Raw genomic sequence first — 19,607 nt, 5'->3', positions numbered from 1 at the left:
CTTTCTAAGCTTTTTGGTCGGTTTGTCCGAAGCCTGTATGGAATGCATCATCTCCTGGAAGATCAGAATCAAGGTCCTGATTGCTTCGGTCACGGACGGATGAAATCGCAATCAAAGAGATGGCAGCTGCAAGCATGATGTATAACGCTACAGGAACATAGGAATTGTCATACGCATTCAGCAGGGCAGTTGCAACGAGAGGAGCGGTTCCTCCTGCCAGAGCGGCTCCTATTTGATAGCCCAGTGTGATGCCGGTATAGCGGACATTCGACTTAAATATTTCTGAAAACATAGTCCCAAGTACAGCGGTAATTGGAGCCCAGATGATCCCGAGACCCAATATGGTAGCCACAACCAGCAGAAACGCCGAACCCTGATGAAGCAGCCAGAAGTATGGAAAGGCGTAAAGCATCATCAGGACCGTTCCGCCCACATATAGCTTTTTCCGGCCAACTTTGTCAGACAGTTTTCCCATGATCGGGATTAGTATTGTAGTAATTATCGTTGCAATCGTAACGGCATTCAGAGTAACAGTGCGTGAGAATCCAAGCTGTGTTGTCGCATAGGAAACAATAAAGGTTCCGAAAATATAAAATGGCGCTGTCTCCACCACTTTTGCGCCGACTGCAATCAATACTTCCTTCCAATGGCTGCGCATGGTTTCCACAAACGGAATCTTGGCGATTTCGCCTTTCTCCTGGGCCTTTTTAAAGGATGGTGTTTCATCAATCCCTTTGCGGATCCATAAGCCAAAAAAGACAAGCAGGGCACTTAGGATGAACGGGACACGCCATCCCCATGATAAAAAGGCTTCCTCAGGCAATAAAGTCATGATGGATAAGGCAAGCGTTCCAAGGAGCATTCCAATGGTGACACCCATTTGCGGAATGCTTCCAAAAAAGCCGCGCCGATTTTTTGGGGCATACTCAACAGCAAGCAGCAATGCGCCGCCCCATTCTCCTCCAAGGCCAATACCTTGTATTAAGCGTAAAATGATCAGCAGGATCGGTGCTGCCGTGCCAATATTGTCGTAGGTAGGCAAAAAGCCCATGAGGACAGTTGCACCGCCCATAAGGGATAGTGTGAGGACAAGAGTCTTCTTTCTGCCGATTTTATCGCCGATGTGGCTGAAAATTACCCCGCCAAGCGGGCGGATAAAGAAAGCAAGTGCGAAAGAGGCATATGCCAGCATCAAACCGACAGCCGGGTCATCGCTATGAAAAAACATTTGATTAAATACAAGTGCAGCAACCGTCCCGTACAAAAAGTAATCAAACCATTCGATGGAACTTCCGATCAGGCTTGCGATCAGCACTTTCTTTTCTAATTTCTTTTCCATTCCATTTCCCCCTCTCTTGACTGTAAAAATGTACAAGTTCATCATAGTTTATATTATTTTGATATTTCAATATATTTTTAAAATTGGCTGATAAATAGAACTTATTTACCTGCCCAATGCCTAAGGTGAAAGTATGGGAATGTTTTTGTTATAATCATAGTACTTAGATGGAATTTGACCTTAACTGGAGTGAACACGTTGAATACAAAAAAAGCACTGCCTCTTTTATTCGCAGTTATGTTTCTTGTTATGGTGGGGTTTGGAATCATCATACCTGTCATCCCCTTTTATGCGGAAGAATTAGGGGCCTCCCCCACTGAACTGGGCCTATTAATGGCCGTTTATTCGTTGATGCAGCTGCTGTTTGCGCCTATGTGGGGGCGCGTTTCCGATAAAATCGGACGCAAACCGGTCATAATGATCGGTATTTTTGGCCTTGGCCTGTCTTTTTTCATGATGGCCTTATCCACTGAGCTTTGGATGCTGTTTGCTGCCAGAGTTATCGGCGGCTTCCTGTCATCTGCCAATATGCCGACTGTCATGGCCTATGTAGCGGATATTACATCTGAAGAAGACCGCGGAAAAGGGATGGGAATCATTGGAGCTGCGGTTGGCTTAGGGTTTATTTTTGGTCCGGCAATCGGGGGCATCTTTTCCCGGGAAAGTTTGAACATTCCTTTCTACGCGGCAGGAACATCTTCATTTATTACATTTTTCCTTGTCATGCTTGTGCTGAAGGAATCCCTTTCACCAGAGCAGCGCAGCCAGGGAGCTGCTAAGCGTCCAGGACTTTTAACAGCTTTAAGCGGAAACACTGGAATTCTGTTTATCCTTCAGCTGTTTGTTTCGTTGTCACTGGCAGGCCTGGAAGCAACTTTCGCGTATTTTGCGGCTGACAAAGCTGGCCTTGGGACCGTAGAGCTTGGCTATATCTTTATGATCATGGGGTTTGGAGGCGCCCTTGTACAGGGCGGTTTAGTAGGAAGAATGACGAAAAAGTACGGAGAAGGAGCCGTGATTCAACTGGGGATCATCATCTCCGCCATTGGCTTTGGACTTATTCTCCTGGTTGACAGTTTTACCACAGCAGCGATATTCTTAACAGTTTTCGGAATCGGAAACGGGTTTATCCGCCCGAGCGTATCTTCCCTGCTGACAAAGACATCTCAAACTGGACACGGCAGTACGACCGGCCTGCTGTCATCATTTGACTCCCTGGGACGTATTATCGGGCCCCCGCTTGGCGGCTGGCTTTTTACCATGAGCATCGGTGCCCCGTACATCTCGGGAATCCTGCTTTCCGGATTGGCATTCGTGTTGTACCGTGTTTATTCTGCGAAGGTAAACAGAACCCAATCGATTACATCTTAAAATAGGTAAAGGAGGCCGCTTATGCCTCCTTTTTCTATTTCTGCAATATAGCCTGAATCACATGCCCCGTACCTGTATGGCCTTTTCCTTCGACTCTCTCCTGTTCGCCATAAAAGAAATGAAGGACTTTATAGCTCTTAATCCATTGGAGAAGATCTGCGGGATCATACACCATATCAACACTTTTCGGCCCGCCTGTTCCATAGAGGAGCTGATCCTCCGAATAGACTTCAAGCATGACGATTCCACCCGGCTTTACAACAGAAACGAGCTTATCGAAAACAGTCTTTTGATCTTTTTTCAGAAAGTGGCCGAAAACCATAATCGAAGCATCATACTCCCCTGATGGTACAGAATCATGAATGAGATCCTTCTGCCCTGTTTCTACTCTGACATGATGGCGTTCAGCCAGCTGCTGTGTTTTTATTAGCCCGCTTTGTGTATAGTCCCATGCGGTTACCTCATGCCCCTTTCTTGCAAGGAACACAGCATTTCGGCCCTCACCCTAGGCCAAAGCAGCAACTCGTTTGTGTCCCTCAAGCCGCCACGCATGCTCTCTGATAAATTCATTGGGCTCTTCACCATATAAATATCCTTCTGCGGAGAACTTTTCTTCCCATAGATTTGCCAATAGAACCACTCCTTCCTGATAAGGTATTCTAGAAGTGGTTATGGAAATCCTATTGTATAATGGAAAAAATGCCGGCTTAGGAGGATGATGACGATGAAAGAGCTGACAGCGATGGAAGAGGTGCATCAGTTTATTCAGAGCGCCGAGCTTGGTCTTATTTATGTGCTGACTGACAGCTGAAGCGTCTGTCATGGCCTGCTTCCTCAGGTTGAGGAAGTGTTGAAGGATTATCCCGGTATAGAATCCCGGTCTGTGAATGCAGGAAAGGTCCCTGAGATAGCCGGGTTCCTCATGGCTTTTACAGTGCCTGTGATTGCCTTATATCTGGATGGAAGAGAAGTTCTGAGAGAGGCGCGATTCATACCGGTCGAGAAGCTTCGAGATGATTTGAAGAGGATCTATGAGGGTGTTTTTGATGTATAAAACAAGGACTGACGGTGCTTTTCCGCCGGTCCTTGTTGACTATTCCAGCTGATGGTTATTAAAAATCAGCATTACATAAGCACAAGGATGCGATTATTAAAATTAATAGATTTGCAGTATTATTATCTTCCCCTATTAAATAACCCCAAATTTTATTGTCATAAATACCTACAGACACTCCCAATCAACCATCAATTTATCAAAATCTAATTCTTTTAGCCCAGAATTAACACTTAAATTGCCTTTTAATTTCCCCAATTAACAGAATGTTCTTTCTTCCTTATACTTTTCAATAGAACCTTATGAACTATGAATCAAGTTGTAAGAGGTTGTTGTTTGATTATTTAAAGCAGTTTAATAGGGGTGCTTTCCCAGCTGCTTTAAGGGAGAACCACTATACTTTTGAAGAGGAGAATGGGCACGAATGGGAGATTTCAGGTTTAAAAAGCATTTAACAGCTGCCATGGCTGCTGCTATGCTGGCTGTTCCGCCCCTGCAGGCTGCGGCTGATGATTCAGGGAAAGGCATTCTAAAAGGCGCAGATGGCAAAGCGGCAATAACTGATCTGCAAGGGATGAATGCAAAAGCCAGTAAAGGCAAGCATGACATCACCCTTATCACGGGTGATGTCGTAACCGTAACCGAATTTGAAGATGGAAAGAATATCATTCATGTTGAACCAGCGGATCCCTCCGCAAGTGGAGCACGTATTTTGACAGCCAACAAAGAAACGTATGTCATTCCTGATCAGGCTATGCCATATCTGGCTTCCGGATTTTTGGACCAGGATTTGTTCAATATTACGGCTTTAATTAAAGACGGCTATGATGATGAGAATCAAAAGGAATTGCCGGTCATCATTCAATATTCCGAATCCAAAGGCCGTTCAGCTGTTGCTCATCCAATCCCAAAAGGCTCAAAGAAAACCCATGTACTTGAAAGCATAGATAGTGTAGCAGTCACAGCTGATAAGAAAGAAACAAAGGGATTCTGGAAAGAAATTACTAAAGCAAACAAAACCCCCAAGAAATCTAAAGCCGCACTGGCTCCAGGGATTGAAAAAATCTGGCTGGATGGCCGTGTCGAAGCTTCTCTTGAACAAAGTGTCCCTCAGATTGGAGCCCCTTCAGCTTGGGAATCCGGCTATGATGGAACAGGCGTAAAGGTGGCTGTTCTTGATACCGGAATTGATCCAGAGCATCCGGACATTGCAGGCCAATTGGATGAGGCAGTGAGCTTCGTTCCAGGAGAAGAAGTAACCGATATGCATGCACATGGGACACACGTGGCTTCCACAGTGCTTGGGACCGGGGAAGCCTCCGAAGGACGGTATCAGGGTGTGGCTCCAGGCTCACGTCTTCTTGTAGGAAAAGTCCTGAGTAATGAAGGCTTTGGCCAGGATTCATGGATTATTGATGGAATGGAATGGGCTGCTGAAAATGCCAAAATCGTTAATATGAGCCTGGGCAGTTCTGAACCAAGCGATGGAACGGATCCAATGGCTCAAGCTGTAAACAATCTTAGTAAAGAAACAGGTTCCCTGTTTGTTATTGCTGCCGGGAACACTGGCAGTGAAGGAATCGGATCACCAGGAGCTGCTGACGATGCTCTTACTGTTGGCGCCGTAGACAAGTCCGACAATCTTGCCTGGTTCTCGTCTAAAGGGCCTAGCTTTGGAAGCTCAGGATTAAAGCCTGATCTCACTGCTCCTGGAGTAGGAATCATGGCTGCACGTTCTCAATATACGAACCAGGGAAGCGGCTCTTACATGAGCATGGATGGCACCTCTATGGCAACACCTCATGTTGCTGGAGCTGCAGCCCTTCTCTCCCAGCGCCACCCTGAATGGACCGGAGAACAGCTTAAAGAAGCTCTGATGAGCACTACAAGGAAGCTGGAGGACATTAGCCCTTTTGAAGGCGGAACTGGCCGTCTTGATGCTGAAGCTGCAGTGCTTGGTAATATAAGGGCCACTGGTTCCCTCGACTTTGGCTTCTATGACTGGCCTCATGAGAATGATGTTCCTGCTGAGAAGACCATTACGTATACAAACGATAGCGGCCAGGATGTGACATTGGATCTGTCAATATCGATGAAAGATAGCCATGACACCGATGCTCCTGCCGGAATGGTAAAGCTTTCATCAGAAAAAGTGACTGTTCCAGCTAATGGAATTGCCGAGGTCACCGTTACACTGGACCCGAATAATGGTGATTTTGGCTCCCGTTATCAGGGTCATATCAGTGCTTCAGCAGAAGGCCAAAAGATTGTCCATACGTCTTTAGGCATGATTAAAGAAGATGAAAGGTATCCCCTTACCATAAAGGCAGTTGATCGGGATGGGGAAGCTGCCTCCGCATACTTCTACCTGTTGGGACCAACTGGCGATCCTCAGTTCATGTCTGTGGAAGGCACGAAGGAGCTGCGGCTGCCGAAAGGAACGTATTCCGTTATGTCCATGATGGACGTTGATGCTGATACAGATCATGCAGGTGTTGCACTTGTCGGCGACCCGGAAATTAACCTGGATGGACCTCAGACAGTTATGCTGGATGCGCGCAAGGCCAACGAGATTACTGTTGATGTTCCAAAAGAGACAGAAGCCAATTATCGGAAAATGGAATATTACCGCAGCATAAATGGAAACGAAGTGAATGACATTTACATTTTGCCAGTATTGGTGGATAAAATGTACGCTGCACCTACAGAGAAAGTTAACTTTGGTGAATTCACACAGGCTACGCGCTGGCGCCTGGCGGAACCTATGCTGACAATCGGTTACAAAGGAAAGGAATTGGATGATATCCCGCAGGCAGGCAGCACTCTCCTGAATGGGAAGTATAATTTGCAGGCTGTCTATGCCGGAAATGGATCTCCAGAGGATTATGAAAATCTGGATGTAAAAGGAAAAGCCGTAATTGTGCAGCGCAGTGATGAATTAACAGGATCAGAACGTGCTGCAGCAGCGTTAGCAGCAGGAGCAAAACTATTGATTACCGTTAATGATGGACCTCAGGAGCTTAGTGAATGGGTAGGAATAGAAAATGAAGATTTTTCACTTTCCAACAGCCCTCTACCGGTTGCTGGCATCAGCAGCACTGAAGGCAAAGAGCTGATCGCAGCTGCCAAGTCTGGAAAATTGACTTTAAAAGTCGAGGGTACACCTGACTCGGAATACTTATATGACCTGGTGGACATGCATCATCAGGCAGTGCCTAAAGAGGTAAACTATTCTCCGAAATCGAAGGACCTTGTTAAAATCAACTCTGAATATAAATCAGACCGTCCTGCTCCGGGTGCTGAGTTCAGGTACGATATTCTGGCGCACAGCTTTGCCGGAGTAGGCTTCCTGCAGACCCTGTCACTTCCGTCTGTCAGAACAGAGTGGGTATCGGCACAAAAAGGCACATCATGGTACCACCAGGCTGGTGTTCTCGATGCCCAGTGGGAAGTAAGACAGCCAAAAGTGGATTACAAACCGGGTCAAACGTTGAATGAAGAATGGTTTTCACCAGTCGTCCGTCCTCGTTTTGGTGATGGTTTCTGGGCTCCATACCGTTCAGGCAATAATTTGATATTAAATGTTCCTGCCTGGGCTGACTCAGGACCTGGACATACGGGAGCTGACATGAATTACCCTGGCGATCAGACATTAAAGCTATATCAAGGGGATAACCTGGTTAAAGAAGGAAAGGGCCAGGCACTCTACTTATTTAATGAATTTCCGGAAGAAAAAACCCAGTACAAACTCGTAAGTGATGCTGCCCGTGATGCAGAGCGCTGGAACACATCAGTCCGTACACATACGGAGTGGACATTCTGGTCACAGAAGCAAGGAGAATTCCAGGCTGCTCTTCCGCTGATTTCTATTGATTATAAAGTGGACACTGACATGTCAGGCAACTCCACGGCCGGTAAAAAGATTAAGCTTGATTTATCAGCTGTTCAAATAACCGATGCTCCGGAAAACGGCCAAATAAAAGGAGCAGCCCTGGAGGTGTCTTTTGATGAAGGAAAGACATGGGAAGCTGCAAAGTTAGTTTCTAAGGGCAATGGCTGGTCCGCCGAAATCAAGCATCCAAATAAGAAGGGAACCTCTGTCTCCCTGCGTGCCAGTGCATGGGATGATGCAGGCAATCGTGTAAATCAGGAAATCATCAAGGCTTATGGATTAAAATAATGAAAAAATGATGAACCTCTTGTTAAGCAGCGGATTGCGTACAGAGCAGATGTGAACCAGGCAGCCAATGCCTGGTTCACTTTTTTAATAGATTAGTTAACCGCCTAACTCCGCAACCCTCCAGGGCAGCTTTTGGAGGATTCGGCGACCTTTATAGCTCGCCTTACGCTTTTCTAATTGCTATGCCCTATAATGGCTTGTCAGTTCAGACAATGACCTTGCCAGAGAGTTGAGTTTCATCCCAATTTTATCCGTTTTCTCCATTTGTCCTGTTTGAATGACGCTGGCAGCAAGCATCTCTTCTGCACTTGCCAATGTTTCCTGTGAAACAGAGGAGAACTGTTCAGCTCCCTGTTCAAGCTGCGGAAGCGTTTTTTCCAGGCCTTTCAGCTCCGTTTGCATGGTTTGGAGCTTTCCGCTTACATTCGAAATCTCTTTCATCAGCTCGTCCAATGATATTTTGGATTGGCCTGCCATTTCAAGATTGCCTTTTATCTCCGTATGGAGCTGGTCAAATTCCTCTGAAGCTCTGAGTGTTATATTCTCCATATTTCTTATTCCCCGAGTGATATCTTCTGCGGCACCTGCAGATTGCTCAGCCAGTTTCCGGACTTCTCCTGCGACCACGGCAAAGCCTTTCCCTGCCTCTCCTGCCCGGGCAGCCTCAATGGAAGCATTTAAGGATAACAGCCTTGTTTGTTCAGCAATTCCCTTTACCATTCCGACAAGATTTGTAATCGCTAAGGAATGGTCTTTGACCTCTTTTATTGTCAGGGTCAATTTTCCAAATTCTGAACCAAAGGAATGAATGGCAGCGATCAGATCACTGATGCTGTTCCCGCCGCGCCTGGCAGAGTCATTCATCACCTCCGAGCTGCGGTTTACACTTTGCATATGTAAAAACATGTCTTCGAACTTATCTTTCATTTCTTTAAAACTGGACGCACTATTTTCAGAACTGGCTGCGGTTTGCTCTGCCCCCATTTTCACGAGGTGAATGGCTGATACCAGCTGCTGTCCGCTTTCAAGAGCGCTGAAGGATGATCCTTTCAGCTCATTGCCCGTACTCTCAAGCTCCTTCGTTGTGCCGGTCAGCTCCCGCAGCAGGCTCCTCATTTGTTCAATCATGCTGTTATAACTTTTCTGCAGAGAAACCATTTCGGGAATTTCTGTATGAATCTCAAGCGTGTTTTGCAGGTTTCCTTCCCGAACCTCCCGCATGGTGTTTCTTAATAAGTTCAAAGGCTTCGTTATTTTTCTTACAAAAAGACTAATAATGGCTGAAGCAGCCGATAAACTGATCACAATCGCTGCAATCATAAAATACCCGATCGCATGCACATCAGACATATACGCTTTTGCCGGGATGAGGACTACATAGACGCCGCTAATTTCCTTCATCTCCTGAAAGGCCGCTGTATAATCTGTCCCGTTCATCTCAATGTGTATGACTCCATTTTTCATTGTGCTGATCTCATTGATCGTACCCCTTGAAAAAGCGGCATCTGACTTGCTGCTGACCTTAAAAGGCGTAATCTTGTTATCTGAAAGATAGAAAAAATCAGAGTCAATCCCATCTGCCTGCAGCTTTTTCTGCTGAGAACGGACACTGGCCTCGAGCTGCTGCTTAAAGTACGAATCATCACTGACATACACAAACTTTAAGTTTTCCGCTATGTATCCCATTAATTCCGCTTCTCTTGCCAATCTATCCTCAATTGTTTTGATTGCCATGTCCTTTGTTTTAAGATAGGAACTAACTCCCACTGCCGCTATCGACAGCAGCAGCAGGGTAAAGAACAGTGCCAATAATCTTGTTCCCAGGTTCAGCTTATGGCTGAAGGCTGCCGCAAAGTTATTCAGCCGTTTCTTCATTTATCCAAAACCCCCAAATTATCATACTAATGACCTATAAAAGAAATTATACAGAGCGAATGTAAATTGTATGTAAAGATTGGATGAAAAGTAATGTTTTGTAAATTTACAAAGGAACGTAAAGTAGGCTGTTTTAATATATTGGTTAAATCCGAGGCTTTATTTTATAAGAACGGGGGAAGAACATGACCAATTTTCACTATTTCACCGGGACCATTACGCAGATCTCCGATTTTAACGGAGACGGCTGCCATAAAATCATTTCCGTTGATAATGGAATGGGGGGAACTGCCAATTTCATTGTATCCTCCTCCACTTACGTTTTAGATCAATCCATGCTTTCAGCAGGTGACATCATTACCGGGTATTATGACGGCAATGCTCCTATTCCGCTGATATATCCTCCTCAATACCGTGCGCTAGTGGTCGTAAAACATACTTCTCACCAAAATGTGAAAACTGACTATTTTAATAGCCAGCTAGTCAGCAGTGATGGCCAGCTGCAATTAAATGTTTCTCCGTACACCCAGATGGTGCTGACAAATGGGCAGGCCTTTACCGGCAGTCCCGCAAACAGAGACCTAGTTGTAATCTATGGTCCGTCTACCAAAAGCATCCCTGCCCAGACTACACCTTATAAGATCATTGTTTTGTGTTTATCCTCTACATGAACAGGAGTGCCCGGGATGGGCACTCCTTTTTTCAGGCTAACACTTACTCATCATCCACTTCGCCGTCACCAATTTCATCCTCTTCTTCCACATCTTCAACCTGTTCGTCTTCCTCAGGCTTTTCATCGTTTCCGCAGCCCGTTAACGTTACGAATGATAGAGATAGAAAAAGCATCAATAAGAGTTTTTTCATTTTTATAACCTCCTTTCGCTTAGTTTTTCAAAAAGGCAAACCTTATATGTACTGTTAATAATTTACAAACCTTCCTCACCTTTGAATATTTGCAGCTGGATAGGAAAACACTTGTATAAAGCTGAACTATGCAAGCTTACTTTTTACATTAAAGGATGTGCCATAGATGGATTTTTTACAGAGTCAGCACTCACTTTCTGCTATGGAGTGGGGACTCAGGGCTGTCATCGCTTATTTCTTCTTAGTCATTGTCGTCAGAGTGCTGGGGCAGCGTGCTATTTCCCAATTAAGGCTCCTTGACTTAGTAATGGCTTTTGTCATAGGCAACATTATTGCCCATCCCTTATCAGATGAGGAGCTTGGACTAAAGGGTTCAATTGTTACAACCATTGTACTCGTGGTCCTTTACCTTATCAGTTTATTCAGTATCCTGAAATGGCCAGCAGTCAGAAGACTGGTAAACAGCAAGCCCATCATCATTGTGCAGAGTGGCGAAATCATATACAAAGGCTTAAACAAAGCAAGGATTTCTATTGATGTGCTGCTGGAGGAACTTCGGGAGAAAAAAGTAGAAGATGTAAAAAAGGTAGCGCTGGCTCTATGGGAAGCAAGCGGGAGAATTTCCTTCTTTTTAGATCCCAAATACGAACCCATTACACCTGCTTTCCTGCAAAGAAATGCAGAACCATTCGATATGCCTATAACCATTATTAAGGAAGGTAAAGTGGATAAAAAAGAGCTGCAAAACATGCAAAAGGATGAAAGATGGCTAATCGCCCATTTAGAACGTTTCTATCAGACAGAAATTAATAATGTTCTGTTAGCTACCTTAGACAGCAAAGGAACCTTGAAGGTATTTTTATATCATTAATTTGGCTAAAAGGAGTGATGACAGTGCTTTCTAAAGAGCTGACGGTTTCTGAAATCTCAAATATTTGGTCATCGTATTTAAAAAACAGCATGGAGCTGCAATTTTTTACTTATTTTTTTCAAACTGCAGAGGATCGGAAAATTAAAAAGATTGCTGGAAGACTGCTGCATCAATCCGAGAAAAACCTTAAGCAGCTCCAGGATTTTTTCAGTAAAGAGAATCTCTCCGTTCCCCGCGGCTTCACTGAAAAGGATGTAAGGATCAATGGGCAGAAGTTATTTTCAGATCATTTCATTTTATTTTTTTGCCATGATATCACCCAGCTTTCATTGAGCACATATCCAAGCGCCCTATCAGAAAGCACCCGTAAAGATATTCGGAATTATTTTGAGATTACTCTTAAATTCACGTTAAAAATACAGAATGAAATTGTTGATTTGATGTTATCTAAAGGCATTTACCAAGAGCATCCGCAATTAAAGATGGAGGATCGGATCGACTTTGCCCGCAGCCTTAAATACCTCAATGGGTTCAAGGGCGGTTCCAGACCGCTGAATGCTCCTGAAATAGCGAATATATCGAGAATTATTCACAGAGCCCAATTCTCGAAAATGATCTTTGTTGCCTTCAGTACTATTGCTGAAAGCAATGAAATGAAAGACCATTTCAGCAAAGGAAGGGATTTGATTGAGAAAGTGTTATCTTCCCTCCGAGACATTATGGAAAATGAACATATTCCGCTGTCCTCATCGGGAGATTATCAAATTTTTGACGTGGACACCCCTCCATTTTCCGAGAAGATCATGCTGTTTTTTGTAAATACTTGTCTCGGCATCTTCTGCTTCACCATGATCAGCCAGGCACTGACCTCCAGCCTAAGATCCGATATTGTCATAAAGCTGCTGAGCATTTCCAAAGACATGTCCCTCTTTTACGGAAAAGGCCTGCTGATTGCCATAAAGCAAAAATGGCTCGAACAGCCGCCACAGCCAGCAGGGAGACAGGTATAAGAGTTTTCACCATTCTGTCACATTTTTTACCAATCACCCTGCCTTTTCCACTCTTTCATTTCGATTATCAGAGATGAAAGGGCGGTGCAAAGATATGAATCTTAAATCAGGAAGTGTGGACCAATTTGGACAGTTTTCTCAATTTAAAGATCTGCAGGAATTTAATGCCCATCTGGAAATGTGGCTTGCTGTACATAAGAATGAGTTTTCGAAGGGAGAACTTCTTGGACTGAAACGGCTTGTTCGTTTTGCCGCGAAGGTTCCCGGTGTTTCCAATGCCAAGATCGGGACCGTTTTAAAAGCCATTCATGCGGAATACTGCGGCAATGGCATTTCCCGCTCCACTTTTAAAAGAATGACAGCCAAGGCCGCAAGCCTCGGTCTCTTTACCGTTCATGAAACGGAAAGAAAAAACGGATCCCAGTCCAGCAATTTGTATGTATTTAATCGTTTTCCCAAGTGTGAACCACCAAAAAAGAAAAAAATGGACCACCCTAATAAAACTATCAATCTTTCTAAAACTAATAAAAATCAAAAGAATACTAATCGTTCCAAAACCGGACTTGATTACACCTTTACCAGTGATCGTGTTCCAAAAGCATTTGTAGAACTTGCACGTTACTTTATTCCGGAAGCAATGCAGATTGAAGAGTTCTGGAGAATGACAGCCATAGCCGCTTACAAGCACAATTGTGAACAAAATTTGAACGTGGTGCTGGACACAGCTATCCATGCTTTTAAACAGCTGATCCGGAAAATGAAAACCTGTACAATCGCCCGTCCTATCGCGTATTTCTATGGAATTTTAACAAGAAAATTTGAAGAGCAGTACTACGAAGAATTATTCGAAATGGGCTTTTCAGCGCGTGAAGAGGATTTTTTCGCGGAATTTTTTTATAAAAAATAAAAAAACTTCGTTACTGCCCGTAACTTTCAAGTTAGACCCCCTAAGTCCGGACTTAGACCCCCTAACTCCCGAGTTAAGGGGTCTTAACTGGCAATTTACGGCTTTTACCCAATTCGTAAAAAAATGATGAAAAAGCTATGTTTGAGCTACCCGGGAATACAAGAGAGCGCGCTTTCCTGAAGGGAATCCAGCATGGAGAGCTTTGAGCAAGTGGCAGCACAATATGAACCGATGATTCACCAGATTATTCGATCTTTGAGCATTTATAAAAACCAGGAAGAGTATTTTCAAATCGCCCTTATCCGGCTTTGGGAGGCGTGGTATCTATTTGATCATACACAGGGAAAGTTTCTGACATTCGCCTATACCATCGTTAAACAGAAACTGATTGATGAATTGAGAAAAACCAGGATGCAGAAAAACAGCACTGTCACCCGGAGTGAAGAATTCTGGTCTTCAGCGGAATCTTCCTATAAACATCAGCCACTTGAAGAAGAGCAGCTGCTTTCATACTGCAGCAGCCTCACCAAAAATCAGACCATCTGGGTTCTATCGGCTTTCCTCTATGATTTGACAGTCAATCAGATCGCCGAACAGCATGGAGTAACGGCTTCAGCGGTAAAAGCCTGGAAAAAAGGCGCCCTCACAAAACTTAGGACCACACTTCAGCTAGATTAATAAGAAAAGCAGATGCGCCAACGCAGACTAAGAACGCCACGTCCTGTGGCAACGTCTGTATGACCCTCATTCTGGGGGCCAGGCCTCCTCAAGGGGTAGGCACTCCTCCTAAAAGCTGACGCTTTTAATCATGCGGTGATTAGACTGTCGTTGCTTTCCTTGTGGAGCTAGACAGTTATCGGCATCAAAATTTTAGGCTTTCTGATTTGTTAAAAAATTTTTTCCGCACCCTGTCTTTTTACATCCTTCATTTCGATTATAAAGGTGAAAGGGAGGTGAGCAGGAATGGCACAGGCAATCATCATTGATTCAAAGCTTCGCCTGGTTTTTGAAACAGGATTGAACGGACAGGGCAAGCCTGTCTACAAATCAAAAACCTACAACAGTGTGAAGCAATCCGCTACAGCGGACCAGCTTTTCACAGTGGGACAGGCAATCGCTGGATTATCAAGCTATCCGCTGACTGAGCTGAACAGAAATGACAGCTTCGATATTTTAGGCTAATTCTTATTGAAAATAACCAATTCGGGAGGTGTGAAAGGGAATGGCGAAGACACTTGAAATGACGTTTGAAACGGAGCTGGGCAAGGAAACCAAATTATCGGTTGACAGCCCAAAGGAGCCGATTGATCCGGCAGCTGTGAAGGCAGTGATGGAACAGATCATTGCAGTGAACGCATTTGACGGAAATGGCGGTGACCTTGTTTCTGCCAAAGGCGCTAGATTAATAGAACGCAATGTAACAGATTATGAATTAGTGTAAGGGAATGAGGCCGGATTCTTTGGAACCCGGCCTTTTTTATAGCTTGTAAAAAAGAAAGGAGCATGCATGATGGAACAGATGGTCACATTGATCAGCGAACTCGGCTTCCCGATTGTGGTCACGCTTTTTCTGCTGAACCGGATCGAAGCCAAGCTTGATGTAGTCGTGTCCTCAATCCAGGGATTGCCGGATAGGCTGAAAGAATAGAAAAGCGGAAGCGCCTGCCCCCCTGACACCTCATGGGGCTGGGCGCTCCTCCTAATAGCTGAATCGTGCGGTGTTTAGACTGCTGGATGCTTTCCCATTGAAGCTAGACAGGATTTTAATACTCATTTTAAAAGGGCGGGACTCCATAGTAAGGAGCCCTATTTTTTCATAACCGGAATCCAGATTTCACTGCGGAATGTAGGCGAAGCGGTATCTTTGCTTTCATTCCAGAGGATTTCCGGCCCATCTATTTGCTGATAAGATGATGAAGGGAACCATTCTGAGTAAATCCGTCCCCAGACATTCTGAAGCGTTTCCGGAAACGGACCCACTGCTTCAAATACCGCCCATGAACAGGCCGGAACCTCAAGAGATGCCATCCCCTCCGGGCATTCCTTTGCAGTGGCAGCTCCGATATAATGGTCCAGTTCACCCTTTTCTTCCATTCTGCCTTCAGAAAAATTGGCTGAAGCACTGATCAGGCCAAATGGCTCTGTATCCGATACACTCTTGAGCCTAAGAATCATTTTTTCATCTAAGCTCTCCCACATGGCTGCAATCTCCGGATTCACACCGTTAAAAATAATCGGCACCCGCTTTTTTAAGCCTACAATCCGAAAGGCATCTTTTTCTTCTATACGATAGTTCATTTCATTTCCTCCCTTAATAGATAAATGGAAGGTCATCGGCGGATAAGCCTTGAGAGCGTGGCCATTGCTCCTGGCTTCTGAAGGAGTGATGCCATGAAGCTGCTGGAATGCCCTCGTAAACGAATCAGGCGAGCTATACCCATATTTGAATGCTACATCAATGACCCTGGCATTCTTATCCTTCAAATCGAAGGCCGCCAATGTCAGCCGTCTCCTGCGGATATACTCCGAAAGCGTTACACCTGCAAGAAAGGAGAACATTCGCTTAAAATGGTATTCTGAGCAAAACGCAATCTTTGCTAGTTCTTTGAAGTCGATTTCATCCGTTAAATGTTCTTCAATATACCTCATCGCCCGATTCATATTTTGCAGCAAATCCATTTCGATGACCTCCTCTTATCTACAGAATAGCAGGAGCTGCAGGGTGCGGCCCGACAATCCATGCACAAGAATGCAGGGTTGCGTTACTCATTTTTGTATTTCTTTTTTAATGTGTCAGAGAAAATTGCACCGCCCAGCATTAAGAATAATGGACCGAAATTCCAGAAAAATGATCCGCGAATAGGGATCTCTAATTCAGTAAAATGATTAAGGCCTAGAATGCTTAGTTTAATGATTAGCATAGCGGATCCTATCAGAAATAAACAATCAAAAAATACTTTCAATCTTGGATACGCTAATTGCCTGCTGTCCTTTATCACTTTCTCCGTCAAATCCTCATCACTCCTTAATAATTCATCAATCGTAACCCCAAACAGATCACTCAGTTTAATAATAATTTCAATACTGGGATAGTTCTGCCCATTTTCCCATTTGGAAACAGACTGGCGGCTCACAAACAGCTTTTCAGCCAGTTCCTCCTGTGACCATCCTTTCTCTTTCCTCTCCTTTTTAAGCTTCTCGGCAAAAATCATATTCACAATCACCTTTCTGCAAATCGATACTCCCATTATGGTGAATTTTTTGGCCAAAAGTAAAGACAGGAATGGTTGCCGGGGCCGCACGCATAGGTTGCAGAGGCTTTAAAACTGGTTTTTCACCATATAAAAAAGAACCTTCAACCCGCATTTAGGGTCAAAGGTTCTATCTGGTTAAGATCAGTTATAGGCCAGCTCTTTTTGATTTTCTGCTTCGCTCAGTCCCAGCACTTGTGCCGTTGATTCATGAATCTCACGGAACAGCTCAGGGTTCTCGGATAGTGACATGCCGTAGGACGGAATCATTTTCTTGATTTTAAAATGCCACTCTTCCATATACTGCGGGAAGCATTTTTGCAATACTTCAAGCATGACGTTAACGGCAGTTGAAGCACCCGGGGAAGCTCCGAGCAAGGCAGCAACCGAGCCATCTGAGGCACTGACTACCTCGGTGCCGAATTGCAGGGTTCCTTTTCCGGCAGGCGTATCCTTGATAACCTGCACACGCTGGCCTGCGACCACGACACTCCAGTCTTCACTCTGTGCATTAGGGATAAACTCGCGCAATTCTTCGACGCGCTGTTCATGGGATAGCATGACCTGCTGAATCAGATATTTTGTCAGCCCCATTTCTTTTGCACCAGCTGCCAGCATGGTGATGACATTATTCGGTTTAACAGACTTGATCAGGTCCATATTGGAGCCTGTCTTTAAGAACTTTGGCGAGAAGCCGGCAAATGGCCCGAACAGCAGGGATTTCTTGTTATCAATAAACCTTGTATCCAGATGCGGCACGGACATTGGAGGTGCACCTACTTTGGCTTTTCCGTACACTTTTGCATGATGCTTCTCGACAATTTCCGGTTTGTTGCAGACGAGGAACAGTCCGCTTACCGGGAATCCGCCTATATGCTTGGATTCAGGGATGCCCGTCTTCTGAAGCAGATGCAGACTTCCGCCGCCTCCGCCGATAAATACGAACTTCGCCTGATGGTTTTCGGTTGTGCCGCTTTCCATATTTCGCACTTTTACATTCCATGATCCATCATCAGCACGCTTCAAATCCTCTACGCTATGCTGATAATGGACATTGACATTTTTACTCTTTAAATGGTCAAACAGCATGCGTGTTAACGCACCGAAGTTGACATCCGTTCCAGAGTCGATTTTGGTAGCTGCGATTGGTTCGTCCGAAGTGCGGCCATCCATCATCACCGGAATCCATTCCTTCAGCTTTTCAGGGTCATCGGAAAATTCCATGCCCTGAAACAGCGGATTAGCTGACAGCGCTTCCAATCGTTTTTTCAAAAACGATACATTTTTTTCCCCCTGAACAAAGCTCATATGAGGGATTGGCATAATAAAGTCCTGCGGATTGCGAATCAGGTTGTTTTCTACAAGATAAGCCCAAAACTGTCTGGATAGCTGAAATTGTTCATTTACATTAATCGCTTTAGTGATATCTATTGATCCATCAGATTTTTCAGATGTATAGTTAAGCTCGCACAATGCAGCATGTCCCGTCCCTGCATTATTCCATTCGTTAGAGCTTTCTTCTCCTGCGCTAGCGAGCTTCTCAAACACTTTGATCTCCCACTCAGGTGCTAACTCTTTCAGTAAAGACCCCAAAGTCGCGCTCATGATTCCGGCACCAATTAAGATAACGTCTGTTTTGTTCTGTACGCTGCTCATTTTAAACCTTCCTTATCCCAGATATTTGCCAAAAACTGCAGGCGCTCTGCTCAGGTGTCACCACTCGAAAGGCATCACCCAAGGACACACCTTTTCCGTCACACAAAATACACATTCTATTCTATTATAATGATTGATCGGGTAAGATAGCTAGTATTATCTGATAATTATATACTATTTTAGACAAATTAGAAAGCGGCGCGGGGGTTTTCGGAAGCAAAACAGCAGACAAAACGGTTCCAGTATTGGAAGGTTTGTCTGCTGTTTGGTAAATTTATGTCTTTTTTAAGATGTTCTGCACTTCATCCAGGCAGGGAAGACCGGTCATAGCACCTTTCCTTGTGACGGCCAGGCCCCCTGACACATTTGCGAAGCGAATCATGAAGGCCATCTCGTCATGCGAATGCTCCTCTAAAGCTTTAGGAGATTCATTTATGCAATAAAGGAGACCGGAAACGAATGCATCTCCGGCACCGGTGGTATCCACCACCTTGTATAGCAATGCAGGAACTTTTCCAATCTCATCTTTATAACGGAAGATGCAGCCGTCACTGCCCAGCGTAACGATTGTCAGCTGATTCTCAGGAAGCCGGGATATTCCTTCTTCCATATCATTGCATCCAGTTAAAAAGGTGAGTTCTTCTTCCGAAATTTTTAGAATATCGGCATAGGGGAGAGTCGCCATAATTTCTGCTTTTGCCCTTTCCTCGGAACCCCACAATCCTAAGCGGAGATTTGGGTCATAGGAAATAAGCATATTCATTTCCCTGGCCCTCTTCACTGCTTGAAGGGCTGCAGTCCTCGATGGCTCATGAATCAGTGAGATTGAGCCAAAGTGAAAAATCTTATATTCTTCAAAAATGGACCAGTCAATCTCATCTTTATTCAGGAAACTGTCTGCACTTGGGTTAATATAGAAACTAAAATCCCGCTCACCAGAGGGCTCTAACGTCACAAACGTAATACCTGTCCGCGCTTCATCCGTCAGTTTCATATATTGTGTATGGACCCCGTACCCCTTCAAGGTATCCTTGAGAAAGCGACCGAGCACATCGTCTCCGACTTTTCCAATGAAGGCGGCCTTCCCTCCAAGCTTCGACACTCCTACCGAAACATTAGCCGGTGCCCCGCCCGGAGCCTTTTGATAGGTAGAATTATCAGAATCCAGGGGAATAAAATCAATCAGAGCTTCCCCTAAACATAGAACCCCTTTCATAGTACACCTCATT

18 protein-coding genes and 1 pseudogene are annotated in these 19,607 nt (G+C 44.7%); 11 read left to right on the top strand and 8 right to left on the bottom strand.

All coding sequences use genetic code 11. From position 1 onward, the window contains the following. Positions 1–4: 4 nt before the first annotated feature. Positions 5–1,339: an MFS transporter gene (locus MKY20_RS04495; protein WP_009332378.1), complete on the bottom strand. Its 1,335-nt coding sequence runs from the start codon at positions 1,337–1,339 to the stop codon at positions 5–7. Between the two features lie 198 nt (positions 1,340–1,537). Here MKY20_RS04495 and MKY20_RS04490 point away from each other — a divergent pair, with 198 nt between their 5' ends. Beyond that, entirely contained in the window at positions 1,538–2,710 is a 1,173-nt protein-coding gene (locus MKY20_RS04490; RefSeq protein WP_009332379.1) for a tetracycline resistance MFS efflux pump, read from the top strand. 34 nt (positions 2,711–2,744) lie between these two features. On the opposite strand, the pseudogene MKY20_RS04485 reads toward MKY20_RS04490, so the two are convergent. Further along, positions 2,745–3,341 (bottom strand): annotated as a pseudogene (locus MKY20_RS04485) (class I SAM-dependent methyltransferase). 216 nt (positions 3,342–3,557) lie between these two features. Here MKY20_RS04485 and MKY20_RS04480 point away from each other — a divergent pair. Together MKY20_RS04480 and MKY20_RS04475 are read left to right on the top strand one after the other, a co-directional pair. Further along, positions 3,558–3,764, top strand: a complete 207-nt coding sequence (locus MKY20_RS04480) for a thioredoxin (RefSeq protein ID WP_251174342.1) — start codon at positions 3,558–3,560, stop codon at positions 3,762–3,764. A gap of 424 nt (positions 3,765–4,188) precedes the next feature. Then, positions 4,189–7,944, top strand: coding sequence for a S8 family serine peptidase (locus MKY20_RS04475; RefSeq protein WP_341000482.1), 3,756 nt, complete (start codon positions 4,189–4,191; stop codon positions 7,942–7,944). A 180-nt stretch (positions 7,945–8,124) separates the two neighbouring features. Here the strand turns inward: MKY20_RS04475 and MKY20_RS04470 are convergent, their stop codons facing one another. Continuing rightward, complete coding sequence (locus MKY20_RS04470) at positions 8,125–9,819, bottom strand: methyl-accepting chemotaxis protein (RefSeq protein ID WP_251156346.1); 1,695 nt, start codon at positions 9,817–9,819, stop codon at positions 8,125–8,127. A 185-nt stretch (positions 9,820–10,004) separates the two neighbouring features. Here MKY20_RS04470 and MKY20_RS04465 point away from each other — a divergent pair, with 185 nt between their 5' ends. After that, positions 10,005–10,490, top strand: coding sequence for a hypothetical protein (locus tag MKY20_RS04465; RefSeq protein WP_251174345.1), 486 nt, complete (start codon positions 10,005–10,007; stop codon positions 10,488–10,490). Positions 10,491–10,533: 43 nt separating this feature from the next. Here the strand turns inward: MKY20_RS04465 and MKY20_RS04460 are convergent, their stop codons facing one another. Continuing rightward, entirely contained in the window at positions 10,534–10,683 is a 150-nt protein-coding gene (locus tag MKY20_RS04460; RefSeq protein ID WP_019380526.1) for a hypothetical protein, read from the bottom strand. Positions 10,684–10,849: 166 nt separating this feature from the next. On the opposite strand from MKY20_RS04460, the gene MKY20_RS04455 reads away from it, so the two are divergent. The 7 genes from MKY20_RS04455 (at position 10,850) to MKY20_RS04425 (ending at position 15,119) form a co-directional block, all read left to right on the top strand. Next, positions 10,850–11,554 (top strand): DUF421 domain-containing protein, encoded by a 705-nt coding sequence (locus MKY20_RS04455; RefSeq protein WP_019380525.1) that lies wholly within the window; start codon positions 10,850–10,852, stop codon positions 11,552–11,554. Positions 11,555–11,571: 17 nt separating this feature from the next. Continuing rightward, entirely contained in the window at positions 11,572–12,564 is a 993-nt protein-coding gene (locus MKY20_RS04450) for a DUF3231 family protein (protein WP_033196498.1), read from the top strand. Between the two features lie 94 nt (positions 12,565–12,658). After that, positions 12,659–13,471 carry a hypothetical protein gene (locus tag MKY20_RS04445; protein WP_019380523.1) on the top strand — a complete coding sequence of 271 codons (813 nt, stop codon included), beginning with the start codon at positions 12,659–12,661 and terminating at the stop codon, positions 13,469–13,471. A 192-nt stretch (positions 13,472–13,663) separates the two neighbouring features. After that, a complete protein-coding gene (locus tag MKY20_RS04440; protein WP_251156348.1) occupies positions 13,664–14,149 on the top strand; it encodes a sigma-70 family RNA polymerase sigma factor in 486 nt (161 codons plus the stop codon). 285 nt (positions 14,150–14,434) lie between these two features. Further along, positions 14,435–14,653 (top strand): DUF1659 domain-containing protein, encoded by a 219-nt coding sequence (locus MKY20_RS04435; RefSeq protein WP_009332390.1) that lies wholly within the window; start codon positions 14,435–14,437, stop codon positions 14,651–14,653. A gap of 40 nt (positions 14,654–14,693) precedes the next feature. Further along, on the top strand, positions 14,694–14,912 hold the full coding sequence (locus MKY20_RS04430; RefSeq protein WP_009332391.1) for a DUF2922 domain-containing protein: 219 nt from the start codon (positions 14,694–14,696) through the stop codon (positions 14,910–14,912). 69 nt (positions 14,913–14,981) lie between these two features. Then, on the top strand, positions 14,982–15,119 hold the full coding sequence (locus MKY20_RS04425) for a YvrJ family protein (RefSeq protein WP_019380521.1): 138 nt from the start codon (positions 14,982–14,984) through the stop codon (positions 15,117–15,119). A 158-nt stretch (positions 15,120–15,277) separates the two neighbouring features. Here the strand turns inward: MKY20_RS04425 and MKY20_RS04420 are convergent, their stop codons facing one another. From MKY20_RS04420 to MKY20_RS04405, 4 genes are all read right to left on the bottom strand, one after another. Then, a complete protein-coding gene (locus MKY20_RS04420) occupies positions 15,278–16,150 on the bottom strand; it encodes an AraC family transcriptional regulator (protein WP_019380520.1) in 873 nt (290 codons plus the stop codon). A gap of 83 nt (positions 16,151–16,233) precedes the next feature. Beyond that, the gene (locus tag MKY20_RS04415; RefSeq protein ID WP_019380519.1) at positions 16,234–16,683 is read right to left on the bottom strand and encodes a helix-turn-helix domain-containing protein; all 450 of its coding nucleotides are present in this window, start codon (positions 16,681–16,683) and stop codon (positions 16,234–16,236) included. A gap of 183 nt (positions 16,684–16,866) precedes the next feature. Next, positions 16,867–18,378, bottom strand: coding sequence for a malate:quinone oxidoreductase (locus tag MKY20_RS04410; RefSeq protein ID WP_019380518.1), 1,512 nt, complete (start codon positions 18,376–18,378; stop codon positions 16,867–16,869). A 274-nt stretch (positions 18,379–18,652) separates the two neighbouring features. Further along, positions 18,653–19,594, bottom strand: a complete 942-nt coding sequence (locus MKY20_RS04405; protein WP_251266778.1) for an aminoimidazole riboside kinase — start codon at positions 19,592–19,594, stop codon at positions 18,653–18,655. Between the last annotated feature and the right edge of the window lie 13 nt (positions 19,595–19,607).

The organism is Cytobacillus sp. FSL W8-0315 (assembly GCF_038002905.1).
Taxonomy (GTDB): Bacteria; Bacillota; Bacilli; order Bacillales; family Cytobacillaceae; genus Cytobacillus; species Cytobacillus pseudoceanisediminis.
This window is presented reverse-complemented; position numbering and strand designations above follow the sequence as displayed.

What these genes read in the sequence shown, in the direction of transcription:
- MKY20_RS04450 (WP_033196498.1), top strand. Translation starts at nt 11,572, where the DNA reads ATGACAGTGCTTTCTAAAGAGCTGACGGTTTCTGAAATCTCAAATATT.
- MKY20_RS04460 (WP_019380526.1), bottom strand. Translation starts at nt 10,683, where the DNA reads ATGAAAAAACTCTTATTGATGCTTTTTCTATCTCTATCATTCGTAACG.
- MKY20_RS04475 (WP_341000482.1), top strand. Translation starts at nt 4,189, where the DNA reads ATGGGAGATTTCAGGTTTAAAAAGCATTTAACAGCTGCCATGGCTGCT.
- MKY20_RS04435 (WP_009332390.1), top strand. Translation starts at nt 14,435, where the DNA reads ATGGCACAGGCAATCATCATTGATTCAAAGCTTCGCCTGGTTTTTGAA.
- MKY20_RS04430 (WP_009332391.1), top strand. Translation starts at nt 14,694, where the DNA reads ATGGCGAAGACACTTGAAATGACGTTTGAAACGGAGCTGGGCAAGGAA.
- MKY20_RS04415 (WP_019380519.1), bottom strand. Translation starts at nt 16,683, where the DNA reads ATGATTTTTGCCGAGAAGCTTAAAAAGGAGAGGAAAGAGAAAGGATGG.
- MKY20_RS04440 (WP_251156348.1), top strand. Translation starts at nt 13,664, where the DNA reads ATGGAGAGCTTTGAGCAAGTGGCAGCACAATATGAACCGATGATTCAC.
- MKY20_RS04470 (WP_251156346.1), bottom strand. Translation starts at nt 9,819, where the DNA reads ATGAAGAAACGGCTGAATAACTTTGCGGCAGCCTTCAGCCATAAGCTG.
- MKY20_RS04465 (WP_251174345.1), top strand. Translation starts at nt 10,005, where the DNA reads ATGACCAATTTTCACTATTTCACCGGGACCATTACGCAGATCTCCGAT.
- MKY20_RS04410 (WP_019380518.1), bottom strand. Translation starts at nt 18,378, where the DNA reads ATGAGCAGCGTACAGAACAAAACAGACGTTATCTTAATTGGTGCCGGA.
- MKY20_RS04445 (WP_019380523.1), top strand. Translation starts at nt 12,659, where the DNA reads ATGAATCTTAAATCAGGAAGTGTGGACCAATTTGGACAGTTTTCTCAA.
- MKY20_RS04495 (WP_009332378.1), bottom strand. Translation starts at nt 1,339, where the DNA reads ATGGAAAAGAAATTAGAAAAGAAAGTGCTGATCGCAAGCCTGATCGGA.
- MKY20_RS04425 (WP_019380521.1), top strand. Translation starts at nt 14,982, where the DNA reads ATGGAACAGATGGTCACATTGATCAGCGAACTCGGCTTCCCGATTGTG.
- MKY20_RS04455 (WP_019380525.1), top strand. Translation starts at nt 10,850, where the DNA reads ATGGATTTTTTACAGAGTCAGCACTCACTTTCTGCTATGGAGTGGGGA.
- MKY20_RS04420 (WP_019380520.1), bottom strand. Translation starts at nt 16,150, where the DNA reads ATGGATTTGCTGCAAAATATGAATCGGGCGATGAGGTATATTGAAGAA.
- MKY20_RS04405 (WP_251266778.1), bottom strand. Translation starts at nt 19,594, where the DNA reads ATGAAAGGGGTTCTATGTTTAGGGGAAGCTCTGATTGATTTTATTCCC.